9 protein-coding genes are annotated in these 12,212 nt (G+C 26.2%); all 9 read left to right on the plus strand.

Going from position 1 to position 12,212, the window contains the following annotated elements:
* Nucleotide 1: 1 nt before the first annotated feature.
* The 9 genes from aroB (at nucleotide 2) to CCANL266_RS05250 (ending at nucleotide 11,991) form a co-directional block, all read left to right on the plus strand.
* Complete coding sequence (aroB, locus tag CCANL266_RS05210) at nucleotides 2-1,018, plus strand: 3-dehydroquinate synthase (protein ID WP_172232390.1); 1,017 nt, start codon at nucleotides 2-4, stop codon at nucleotides 1,016-1,018.
* Nucleotides 1,015-2,577: a mechanosensitive ion channel domain-containing protein gene (locus CCANL266_RS05215; RefSeq protein WP_172232393.1), complete on the plus strand. Its 1,563-nt coding sequence runs from the start codon at nucleotides 1,015-1,017 to the stop codon at nucleotides 2,575-2,577. The genes aroB and CCANL266_RS05215 overlap by 4 nt, the downstream gene beginning before the upstream one ends.
* Nucleotides 2,531-3,817 carry a tRNA (N(6)-L-threonylcarbamoyladenosine(37)-C(2))-methylthiotransferase MtaB gene (gene mtaB / locus CCANL266_RS05220; protein ID WP_263450550.1) on the plus strand — a complete coding sequence of 429 codons (1,287 nt, stop codon included), beginning with the start codon at nucleotides 2,531-2,533 and terminating at the stop codon, nucleotides 3,815-3,817. Before CCANL266_RS05215 ends, mtaB begins: the two co-directional genes overlap by 47 nt.
* Nucleotides 3,774-5,324: an ATP-binding protein gene (locus CCANL266_RS05225; protein ID WP_172232396.1), complete on the plus strand. Its 1,551-nt coding sequence runs from the start codon at nucleotides 3,774-3,776 to the stop codon at nucleotides 5,322-5,324. Before mtaB ends, CCANL266_RS05225 begins: the two co-directional genes overlap by 44 nt.
* Nucleotides 5,324-5,854 carry a molybdopterin adenylyltransferase gene (mog, locus tag CCANL266_RS05230; protein ID WP_172232399.1) on the plus strand — a complete coding sequence of 177 codons (531 nt, stop codon included), beginning with the start codon at nucleotides 5,324-5,326 and terminating at the stop codon, nucleotides 5,852-5,854. Before CCANL266_RS05225 ends, mog begins: the two co-directional genes overlap by 1 nt.
* 64 nt (nucleotides 5,855-5,918) lie before the next feature.
* Nucleotides 5,919-6,191, plus strand: a complete 273-nt coding sequence (locus CCANL266_RS05235) for a hypothetical protein (protein ID WP_172232402.1) — start codon at nucleotides 5,919-5,921, stop codon at nucleotides 6,189-6,191.
* Between the two features lie 23 nt (nucleotides 6,192-6,214).
* The gene (locus CCANL266_RS05240) at nucleotides 6,215-9,427 is read left to right on the plus strand and encodes a hypothetical protein (protein ID WP_172232405.1); all 3,213 of its coding nucleotides are present in this window, start codon (nucleotides 6,215-6,217) and stop codon (nucleotides 9,425-9,427) included.
* Between the two features lie 51 nt (nucleotides 9,428-9,478).
* Nucleotides 9,479-9,631, plus strand: a complete 153-nt coding sequence (locus tag CCANL266_RS05245) for a CstA-like transporter-associated (seleno)protein (RefSeq protein WP_172232408.1) — start codon at nucleotides 9,479-9,481, stop codon at nucleotides 9,629-9,631.
* A gap of 383 nt (nucleotides 9,632-10,014) precedes the next feature.
* Nucleotides 10,015-11,991, plus strand: a complete 1,977-nt coding sequence (locus tag CCANL266_RS05250) for an OPT family oligopeptide transporter (RefSeq protein WP_172232411.1) — start codon at nucleotides 10,015-10,017, stop codon at nucleotides 11,989-11,991.
* Nucleotides 11,992-12,212 lie beyond the last annotated feature (221 nt).

The following is a 12,212-nucleotide window of genomic DNA, read 5'->3' on the forward strand; positions in this document are numbered from 1 at the left end:
AATGAAGATTCAAGTAAAAGACAAACACTATGTAATGATAAATGAAAAAATACAAATTGATGGAGATTTTGTAATCTTAAGCAATAAAACCTTAGAAAAACTATTGCTAAATGACTTTATATCAATGCTAAATAAAGATAATTTAAAAGCAGTTATTTGTATTGAAGATGGAGAAGAATATAAAAATCTTTCTACTGTTGAATATGTTTTAAATGAAATGTTTAAGCTAAATTTAAGTAGAAATATAAGCTTAATTAATTTTGGTGGCGGGGTTATTAGCGATATTGGTGGCTTTGTAGCTGCAATTTATAAAAGAGGTATAAAACATATAAATGTAGCAACCACCTTACTTGCAGCAGTTGATGCGGCTGTTGGTGGAAAAAATGGAGTTAATAATAGCTTTGGTAAAAATCTAGTAGGCACCTTTAAACAAGCTGATAGCGTGTATATTTTTACAAAATATTTTAATACATTAAAAAAAGATGAAATAAGTGCAGCATTGGCTGAAAGTATTAAAATGGCTCTTTGTTTTGATAAAGAATTTTATAATGAAATAAAAAATATGTCGCTTGATAATTTAAATTATGATTTAATTTTAGAAAAATCCATAAAAATAAAGGCACAAGTAGTAAAAAATGACGAATTTGAAAAAGGTGAAAGAATGAAACTAAACTACGGACACACCTTTGCGCATGTAATTGAAAACTTAACTAATTATAAAAAATATTTACACGGTCAAGCTGTTTCAATTGGAATGGTTATGGCAAATAAATTAAGCTTAAAACTTGGCTTAATAGATAAAGAATATTACGAAGATATCCTTAATACTCTTAAAAAATTTAAGCTACAAACAGATTTTAAAATAAGCAATTCTTTAGAATTTTATAATGCCTTTTTTCAAGATAAAAAAAGCGATGATAGAAAAATTAACTTTATTTTATTAAATAAAGAAGCAGCAATAATAAAAAGCGATGTTAAAAAAGAAGATGTTTTATGTATTCTTAAGGATTATGAATGAAAAAAATTTTAGCCTTGTTTTTATTTATATTTTATGTTTTTGCTGATAATGTTGAAATAAATACTTTGCAAAAAGAACAAATCGCTCAACTAAAAGAGCAAATTAAGCAAGTTGATAAAAATCTAAATGCAAATACAATTTATACAAATTATCATAATTACTTAAGTTATTTAAGTATGCAAGATGAAATGATTTTATTAAAAACACAATTATCTAAGGCTAAAAAAGATAAAAAAGAACAACTTAATTTACAAATAAAGCAACTTGAAAGTAAGATTGATTTGTTTAAAGACTATGAAAGCTATTCTTTACAAAAATCACTAGACTTAGCAAATGAGCCAAGCGAACATAAAAAAATAACAAATATTTACTTAATTTTAGAAGGCTTAAATGAAAAAAAACACCTACTAAAAGAAGACAAAGAATTTGAAAATAAAATAAAAGAATTCTCAAAACTAATAAGCGAACTTGAACAAAAGCAAAATCTATTAAATGAGTTAAATAAGCTTGATAACTCAAACAAAGATGAACTTATAAAAAATACTAATATTTTAGAAGAATATAAAAACACATTAGACTATGCAAATAATTCTTATGCAATTTTTAAAGCTAAAATCAATGAAAACCTTGCTTTAATTGATAAAGAAATTAAAAACCAGTATTTTAGCTCAATTAATTTTTCTATAATTATTCTTTGTATATTTTTAATTAGATATCTTGTTAGCAGATTGATTAGAAAATATGTTGATGATAAAGATAAAGTTTATAGCATTACAAAGATTTTAAATACTTTAACTTTTTTTATAATTGCTTTATTTTGCCTATTTTATTTTGTTGAAAATATCACTTATATTGTAAGTATTTTAGGTTTTGCTTCAGCTGGTCTTGCTATTGCTATGAAAGATATGTTTATGAGCTTGCTTGGCTGGCTTACTTTACAATTTGGCGCTGGTTTTCATGTAGGAGATAGAATTAAGGTTACAAAAAATGGAGTAATTTATGTAGGAGATATAATTGATATTTCTTTATTAAAAATGACTTTATATGAAGATGTAACTTATACAACATTAACAGAAAATAGAAGAGCAGGAAGAATAATTTATATACCTAATAATTATATTTTTACCGATTTAATCTCAAATTACAATTATTCATACTTAAAAACAGTTTGGGATGGAATTGATATTTATTTAGATTATAGTTCTAATATAGATAAAGCAAAACAAATAATTTTAGATTCAGCAAGCTTATACAGTAATGCTTATGCAGATAGTGCAAAAAAAGCTATACAAAAAATGAGAAATCACTATCAAATGAAAAATTCAGGAACTGATGCAAAAATTTTTGTTTTTATAGAGCAATTTGGAGTTAGAATTAGTGTGTGGTATATGGCAAATTCAAGAGAGGTTTTAAAAATGCGTTCAATAATTAGTGAAGAGATAATAAAACGCTTTAAAGAGCAAGGCGATATAAAACTTGCTTTCCCAACACAAAGCATATTAATAAATTCAAATGCAAATACACCATTTAAAAAGGATAATAGTGAAGATTTACATTAAAACTTTTGGTTGCAGAACAAATATTTATGATTCAGAGCTGATTAAAAATTATGTAAAGGAAGAATATTCATTAACTCAAAATGAAAATGAAGCTGATGCGATAATTATAAATTCTTGCACCGTTACAAACAATGCTGATGTAGGTTTAAAACAATACATTTCAAGCACAAAGAAAAAAAACCCTAAAGCAAGATTCATTCTTACTGGTTGTGCAGCAAATAGCATTGGTGAAAAACTATATAAAAACAATATAGTAGATAGTGTTTTTGGAGCAAGTTTAAAACAACAAATTCCAAGTATTTTAAAAACAAAAAAATTCTTTGATGTGGGTAATTTAAATTTTATAGATGAAAAGGTTGTAAGTTCTTACGAGCAGCATACAAAAGCCTTTGTTAAAATTCAAGAAGGCTGCGATTTTAACTGCTCATATTGCATTATTCCTAGTGTGCGTGGTCGTGCTAGAAGTATAGAATTAGATAAATTAATAAATGAAATTAAAACTTTAAGCGAGAATGGTTTTAGTGAAATTGTACTAACTGGTACAAATATAGGAAGCTATGGAAAAGATATAAACACAAATCTAGCAAAATTAATAAAAGAAATTTTTAAAATAAATAATGTAAAAAGACTTAGGCTTGGAAGCATTGAGCCTGTGCAAATTAATGATGAATTTAAAGAACTTTTAGACGAAGAAAAATTAGAAAGACATTTACACATTGCCCTGCAACACACAAATGAGCAAATGTTAAAACTAATGCAAAGAAGAAATACCGCATTAAAAGATTTAAAATTATTTGAATTTTTAGCTTCTAAAAATTATGCCTTAGGTACTGATTTTATTGTAGCGCACCCTGGAGAAAGCGAAGAAATTTGGCAAGATGCAATAAATAAAATTTATGATTTTCCGCTAACTCACATACACGCTTTTATTTATTCAAAAAGAGATGGAACAAAAAGTGTTGAGCTAGCAAAGCAACTAGGAGAAATTCCAAAAGAAATAGCAAAGCAAAGGTTAAAGCAATTAAGACAAATAATCGCAGATAAAAATTATGAATTTAGAAAAAAACAAAAGCAATTAGAAGTTTTAATAGAACAAAAAAAAGATTCATATTACACAGGTTATGACCAATTTTTTAACCTTATAAAAATAAAATCTACAATAAATTTAGAAAAAAAATGGCTAAAAATTAACGATTATGAGGTGGGGCTTGAGACAAATTCAGCAATTATTAAAAAATAAAAATATAAAAATTATTTTAATTTCATTACTTTTAATTTCTTTATGTTTTGTTATATTTTTTTCACAACAAAAACAAAAGGCTTTAAATTACACAGAATTTAATAATTTATTAAATACAAATGTAAAAGATGCTTATTTGCTTAATAATCAGCTTTATTTTAGTATTGATAAAAATAAATATGTAATCTTTGCAAACGATGAAGTATTATCAAAAATGCTAAATTATACAAGCATTGAAAATAAAATTGAATTTGATTATACTTTGCTTTTTTTAGCTTTAATTTCTGCTGCTTTTTTGTTTTATCTATTTTATGCTTCAAAAAATTTAAAAAATGCAAAAAATACTCAAAATCCAGTTAGTAATATTTTAAAAAGCGAATTTAAAACTCAAAAAAGTAAATTTGTTTCTTTTGACGAAATTATTGGTCAAAACACCGCTAAAAAAGAATTAAGAAAATTAGCAAATTTATTTAAAAATAAAAAAAATTGCCCTATTAAAGCCGTGCTATTAACAGGACCTAGCGGAGTTGGTAAAACTATGCTAGCAAAGGCTTTTGCAAGTGAATGCAGGGCTAGTTTTTTTTATCAAAGTGCAAGTAGTTTTAATGAGATGTTTATTGGAGTTGGTGCAAAAAGAATTAGAGATTTATTTTCAAACGCTGCAGCACTAGCACCTAGCGTGATTTTTATTGATGAAATTGATGCTTTAGGTAAAAGAAGGGGTATTAGTCTTTCAAATGAAAGTGATAATACTTTAAATGAATTATTAACTCAACTTGATGGCTTTTGTGAAATAAACAATGTTTTGTTAATAGCAGCAACGAATTTAGAAAAATCTCTTGATGCGGCACTACTTAGAAGATTTTCTAAAAAAATCGCCTTTACTAAACCAAATTATGAAGAAAGAATGGAATTTTTAGATTTTTTAGAATTTAAAAATCTACTTCCAAATAATGTTTTAAAAAACGATTTAGCACATATTACTTATGGTTTTAACGGTGCTAATTTTAGCGATTTAGAAACTGAAATATTACTAAATAATATCTCAAACAAAGAAGAACTAATAAAAAGTATTTTGCATATTAAAAACGGTTACAAAGACGATAATTATTTAAATGACGATGAACTTTTAGCACAAAGTATTTATCAAGCAGCAAAGGTTAAAATAGCACAACTTTGTGATGCTAATGTGCTTTATGTTGATTTATTTAGTGTTGAATTTTCTTTTAAAAACGAGCATTTAAAGTCTCTTTCTCAAATTAAAAATGAAATAATAATCCATTTAGCAGGAAGATTAGCTAATGAAATATTTTTAAATGAAACTTACTCAAATTATTTTAAAGATGAAAAAAAGCTACAAAAGATATTATCTTTATATAAAGATATTGATTTAAATGATTTAAAAAATAAATGCAAAACTTATTTAAAAGCCTATGAAGGCGAAATAAAACAACTTGCAGATAATTTAATAAAAGAAAAAGTAATTTTTATAAATAAGGATAGTTAATGCAAAAAATAAAAATATCAATAATAACCTGCTCTGATAGAGCTAGTAGTGGAGTTTATGAAGATTTAAGCGGAAAACAAATCAAAAATACTTTAACAAGCTGGATTGCAAATGAAATAGATTTTTTTTATCATTTAATCCCTGATGAAAAACAAGCAATAAAAAATGCTTTAGAACTTAGCTGCAATGAGCAAAAATGCGATTTGGTTTTTACAACTGGTGGTACAGGACCTGCTTTAAGAGATATCACACCTGAGGTTACAAAAGATTTTATTCAAAAAGAACTACCTGGTTTTGCAGAACTTATGAGAATGACCAGCTTAAAATATACGCCTACTGCTATTTTATCAAGACAAATTGCTGGAATTTATAATAACTCTTTAATAATTAATTTGCCTGGCAAACCTAAGGCTATTGTTGAATGTTTAGAGCCTATTTTTGGTGCAATACCTTACTGTTTAGATTTAATTAACGCAGCTTATATTGAGGTAAAAGATAACGCACCAAAAATTTTTAGACCTAAATCATAAAAAATTGTTACATTTTTAAAAATAAAATATTATAATTAACAAAACGACATTTAAGGAAGGGATAATGAAAAAAACGTTTTTGTTATGCTTGGGATTATGTTCAATCCTACAAGCAAAATATTATGATGAAGAGGGTTGGTTATCAGGTGGGCAAAACGCTAGAAGAGCCTTTGTAAAAATATTTAATTCTGCTGGTTTAAGTAATGGTTATGGTAAGGAAATTTTTACCTTTGGTGGAGATGAAAAAAACAAAGATAACGCTCCTTTAAAAATTAATGGTTTTGATATATACATTTTCCTGGTGGTGGATGGTCTTATCCTTATGCTTGGTTTATAGATAAAAACCCTAATGAACACTATTTGATTTTTGATATTAATTTATGCCAAAACTATATAAATGAAGAATGTAAAGCTCCTGTTTTAACAAGAGAATATACTCATTTAATCTATACAAATGATGTTGAAACAATAAATAGTGTAAAAAATAATAAAGACCAAGCTTGGTATTTAGCTTACGGTAAGGCCTTGTTAAATTCTGATAAAGGAATTGATGAAACTAGATTTTTTTCTCCTAAAAACGCATACAATCAAGTTTATATAACAGAATATGTAAATACTAAAAATGAAAATGATAGAAATTTTGTAAGAATTAAAAGCGCTAATAAAAGCTCTTTTGTATGGACTTATAATTCAAATCCGAACGAATTATATAAAAATGATTTAACTATTAATGATAACGATAAATATTTTCCTATTTTAGAAGTTAGTAGAAAATACAGCAATAATTACTATTCAATGCTTGCAAAATATAAATTTAAATTAGCACAAAATGAATGTAAGCAAGAAAAAATGTTTAGAATTCAACCTTTAAGAATAGGAGTTAGAGAAGGCAAAAAATTTACTTGGTTAAAAACACATAAATGTATAGATGATAATAACTGCAAGGTAAATGGAATTGATTTTGCACCAGTTCAAGTAAATGCTGGTTATAAAAGAAAAGAGCTTAGCTATGAACAAAAAGTAAGTGCAATGCAGCCATACAAGATTGACTTTTTTGATGATAAAAGCTTTGGTACAAAAACTTATTGTTATACAAATACTGATACAAGTACTGAAGAATGCACCACAGGTATAAAAACTAATGAAAATCAAATTTTTGAAAGCGGTACTAGATATTTTTTTGATAGTATTAGAAATGGTGGCTCTGATGAATTAGTATTTTATGTAATTCAAGCTGCAAATCCTAATGGAAAAGATTGTACAACAGATGTACAAAAAGTACTATCAAGCGCATATAACGATGAAAATTACAGTGAAGAATTTGGCTATACCGATAACTTTAAACCAAGCTTTCAAAATACAAAAGCAGGTAATGATATTTATACAATACTTGAAAATCAAAGTATTTTATTAAGGCTTGATTTTGGTATTTATAATGATATTAACCCAGTGCAAACTCACAATAAAGATAAGCTAGAAAGCAGAAGTTACATAGCATTTTCTTTAAATAATTATGAAAAATTTAACTCATCAAATGGTGAAAAAAATCAAATAGAATTTTATGATGAAAAAGCTAATTTAATTACGCCAACAACTTGCACAAATAGTTATGGTATGAGTGTTGATTGTGATAATTTATTGCTTTATCCATTACAAAGTGGGACCTTTAAAATTAAAAATGTTAAGGCAGCACAAGAAGCTTTAAGAAAATTTCAAATAAGCATTGCGAATTTAGATAAAAACAATAATCTTACTGCTATAGAAAATAAAGAAGAATTAAAACATAGCGAAATAAGTATTAGACCAGCAAAAACAAATTTTAATGAAAATGATATTGCAAACCAAGAAATGCAATTTATCAATAATAATGATATTAATACAAAGATAAATAGAACAATATTAAATAGCTATATAAAACCAAATAAAAACAATTCAAACCAATTTATTGTTGGTAATATTTTTGAGCATTTTGTTTTTCAAGGTGTTAAATATTTTATTCCAGTTACAAGCAATGCTAATCAAACAGGTAATTCGCAACTAGCCGATATGTTAAATTTAAATAATATATTTTTTTATTTAAATCCTATTGAGCCTGAACTTGCTATTTTAGATAGTACATTGCAAGAATATTACAAAGCTTCAAAACAAGATGCAAACAATCATTGTAGAGCTTATGATTATCCTTTAACTAAAGAAGAGGCAAATAAAAGTATTGAAGGTAAAATAGCTTGCCAAACTCCAAGTAGTTTTTTTAAACTAAAAATGCAAAAGCTAGATACAAAAATTAATTTATCTCAAAATATTCATAAAGATGCACAAATAAATGCAGTTATTATTGATAATATAGATAATTATTCTTTAAGAAATAAATTTTCAATTAATAGTGTAAAAAACAACAAAGTAAGCATAGCAACCGATTACACAAACTACACAGAAGCAAGTGTGATTAATAATTTTACTGCAGAATTTCCTATTGATTTTTCATCAAGCAATATTGATGTAAATAACTTTTTAGTGCTTAATTGTGCAAGTGCAAAAAATAGTAATTGTAGAAATGATAATCTAGCAAATCTTAAAGGTACAACAAAAATTAATGATAAAAGCATAAAATTTAGTATAGATATTAACGAGCTAAACGCTCCTTTTGTAAAGGTTTTAAAAGAATACTGCAACGAATTTGCTTGCTATAATTTTGCTCAAAATGATACTGAATATAAAAAAACTTTTGGCTTAAATACTTATTATAAAGATAATAAAACTATAGTAAGTGATGATGATTACAAAGATAGTGCTTACGCTACTTTAGGTGTAATAAATAATACTTATGATAGCACTAGAACAAACCCAAAATATACTTATCCAAAAGATTATTTTGCTTTTGCTAATCTTATAACTTATTGTTCAAATGGTATAAATAAAACAAAAAATACTTGCAATGAATCAGGCAAAAGTACAAAAGAATTTGAAATGAGCGTTGATACTAGTAAGGCAGCTTTTAATTATAACTTAAATAAAACAAAGCTAGAAGCTTTATATCACGAAAATAAAATTCCACAAAAAAATGTAATTAAATTCATAAAACCTCAAATTATGATTAATGACCAAAGAATGCTAGTTTCTACAAAGCAAATTTATAAATGTGGTGCCTTTGAAACAGTTGCTAATGCAAATGAAATTAATATATATAGTTGCGATATTAATCTTTCATACTATGATAAAGCAGCTAGAAAAATCAATATTTTTGTATTAGAAAAGGACGCAAGTTATAGCAATCCTTTATGCTTTCAAGGAGATAAAAAGGATATAAAAGCTAATAAAACTTGCTATTCATTGTTTGGTAGTACTGAAAAATATTTTGGTTTTGAAAATACAGCTAATCCTATCAAACTTAATTCTGATTATGGTTTAGATATTAAAGTAAATAGCTTTACTGATTATAAAAGCGACCCTTTAATTACTATATCAACAAAAGGAAGTAAAAGCGAAAATTCACAATATATAAAAGATACAGTTCATTGTTTTGGTGGAGAGTTAAATTGTGATTCAAGTTTTACAGTGCAATTTGTAAAATAGTAATTACAATTTTATAATACTATTTAATAAATTATAGAAAGGAGAAAGAAAATGGGTTTTTTTGATAAGCTAAAAGCTGCTTGTGGTGTGCCTAATTATGAAGATTATTTAAAAGAATTTCAAAAAAATAATCCTGATAAAACACCTTTAAGCAAAGAAGAATTTTTAAAAGAGCAAAAAGAAAAAATGAATCAATCTTGTTGAGGATAATTAGAAGCTAGTTTTAGCTTAAACACCATTTTGCAAGGATTTTTCCTTGCATATTATTAATATCCTTTTAATCATAATTATATAAAACAACCACTATACGCTAAAAAATAAACACAAATACTTAATATCCAACGCAGTTAATTTTATAAAAAATATTAATTTTTGCATTATTAAAAATCTTTTTTTAAGTACTTATTGCTAGTAATAATTTATTTTTACACTAACACTAAATAAAATATACTAAATATAAAGTTAAAGTATTTTTACTTGTATTTATTATTGTATAAGTAATAATATTATTTGCCGTATCTTTTACCTAATTTTAACCTTTTTTTGTATTATTTTAGCTTTTTTTAAATTATTCTTTAGGGGCTATTATGCAAAAAGAACAAAAATTACCCGAACTAAGTTTTAGGGCTTTGCTTTTAGGAAGCGTTTTAACAATAATTTTTACCGCTTCTAATGTTTATTTAGGCTTAAAGGTTGGTCTTACCTTCTCTTCATCAATTCCTGCAGTTATTATTTCTATGGCTGTTTTGTCAATGTTTAAAAACTCAAATATACTTGAAAACAACATAGTGCAAACAGAGGTTTCTGCAGCTGGAACCTTATCTGCTGTTATTTTTGTAATTCCTGGTCTGTTTATGTGCGGATATTGGAGTGAATTTCCTATGTGGCAAAGTTTTATGATTTGTTTATGTGGTGGAACTTTAGGTGTATTATTTACTATTCCTTTAAGAAGGGTAATGGTAAATAAAAGCAAACTTAGCTATCCTGAAGGAAGAGCTGCTGCTGAAATACTAAAACTATCAAATGACTTAAATGCAGGGGAAAAAAGCAAAGAAGGCTTAAAAGAACTTAGTTTAGCTGCTTTATTTTCTGCTTTAATGAGTATTTTTAGCAGTGCATTTAAAATAGTAGCTTCTCAAAGCAATGTGGCTTTTATGCTAAACAAAATGAGCTTTGCGATATCAATAGGCTATTCTTTTGCCTTAGTTGGGGCTGGATATATAGTAGGTTTAGCAGGTTGCCTTGCTTTGCTTGTTGGTATGATATTAGCTTGGGGAATTTTTACACCTTACTTATCAAGCTTTGCTGATATGAAAGATTACTCTGATGCTTACTCGCTTGCAACCAATATATGGGCTTTAAAAGTTAGATTAATAGGCACAGGTGCAATAGCTATTGCAGCGCTTTGGACTTTAATAAAATTATTAAAACCAGTTTTTATTGGTATGCAAGAAGTATTTAAAAATGCAAAAATAAGCTCTAATGAGAAAAATCATTTAGATACGGATATGTCCTTAAAAAGTATAATGATTTTATTTGTATTAATTTGCATTGGACTTTTTATTACCTTTTTTTCTTTTGTTAGCGATGCAAAACTTAGTCTTTATTTAGAACTTATTTTATCTTTAACAGGTACCCTACTTGCTATTTTTATTGGCTTTTTTGTTGCAGCAGCTTGTGGTTATATGGCTGGGCTTGTTGGTTCGTCTTCAAGTCCAATATCAGGTATTGGATTGATTGCTATTATTGCTTCTTCTTTAACTATATTATTTATTGGTTCAAATCATAATATTTTTGCAAGCGAAGAATTATCAAAATTTGCAATTGCTTTAAGTATTTTTATAACCAGTGTTGTTTTAGGAGTAGCAGCAATATCTAATGATAATTTACAAGACTTAAAAACAGGTCAATTAGTAGGTGCAAGTCCTAAAAAACAACAAATAGCATTACTTATTGGTTGCTTTTTTGGTTCTTTGGTGATTACTCCTGTTTTAAATCTTTTGTATAAAGCTTATGGCTTTGTAGGTGCAATGCCAAAAGAAGGAATGGACTTAAATCAAACACTAGCAGCACCACAAGCTAATCTTATGAGCACAATTGCACAAGGAATTTTTCACAATAACATTGATTATAAATATATACTTTTTGGCGTTTTTATTGGTGTTATAGTTATTATTATTGATATAATTTTAAAAAATAAATTCAAACTTTCTTTAGCACCATTAGCAGTTGGAATAGGAATTTATCTTCCGCCTTCAGTAAATGTAGCGCTTGTAATTGGTGGTTTTGTGCAATATTTTGTTTTTAGATATCTTAAAAATAAGCACGATGATAATAGCTTAAAGCAAAAAGAACAAAAAGGAATTTTATTTGCGTCTGGATTAATAGTTGGTGAAAGCATAATAGGAGTTATTATTGCTGCTATTACTGTATTTTCTGTTAGTAATGGCGGTAGCGATAGCCCATTAAAAATAAATTTTACTTTAATAAATAATGAGCTTTTGGCTTTAATATTATTTGTATTATTGCTTGTTGTATTTGTTAAAAGACTAATAAAAAACTAATAATTTTAGCTAGAAAACTAGCTAAAATTTAAATTATTTAAAGACTATCTTGCTTACTAAAAATATTTAAAACTTTATTTATTTTTCTTATTAATTTTACTTATTATTTTAAATTGTATAAAACATTAATATAACTAAAAACTAGCTACTAGTTTGCCATAATTAATAATATTACTTAATAGAGCTTAAAGGAGTAAAAGTGCTTTAAAATTTTTAATTAT

The sequence above is a fragment of the Campylobacter canadensis genome (assembly GCF_013177655.1).
Classification (GTDB): Bacteria; Campylobacterota; Campylobacteria; order Campylobacterales; family Campylobacteraceae; genus Campylobacter_E; species Campylobacter_E canadensis.

Excerpts from the sequence above, each read along its gene's own strand:
- aroB (WP_172232390.1), top strand. The coding sequence starts at position 2 with ATGAAGATTCAAGTAAAAGACAAACACTATGTAATGATAAATGAAAAA.
- CCANL266_RS05215 (WP_172232393.1), top strand. The coding sequence starts at position 1,015 with ATGAAAAAAATTTTAGCCTTGTTTTTATTTATATTTTATGTTTTTGCT.
- mtaB (WP_263450550.1), top strand. The coding sequence starts at position 2,531 with ATGCAAATACACCATTTAAAAAGGATAATAGTGAAGATTTACATTAAA.
- CCANL266_RS05225 (WP_172232396.1), top strand. The coding sequence starts at position 3,774 with ATGAGGTGGGGCTTGAGACAAATTCAGCAATTATTAAAAAATAAAAAT.
- mog (WP_172232399.1), top strand. The coding sequence starts at position 5,324 with ATGCAAAAAATAAAAATATCAATAATAACCTGCTCTGATAGAGCTAGT.
- CCANL266_RS05235 (WP_172232402.1), top strand. The coding sequence starts at position 5,919 with ATGAAAAAAACGTTTTTGTTATGCTTGGGATTATGTTCAATCCTACAA.
- CCANL266_RS05245 (WP_172232408.1), top strand. The coding sequence starts at position 9,479 with ATGGGTTTTTTTGATAAGCTAAAAGCTGCTTGTGGTGTGCCTAATTAT.
- CCANL266_RS05250 (WP_172232411.1), top strand. The coding sequence starts at position 10,015 with ATGCAAAAAGAACAAAAATTACCCGAACTAAGTTTTAGGGCTTTGCTT.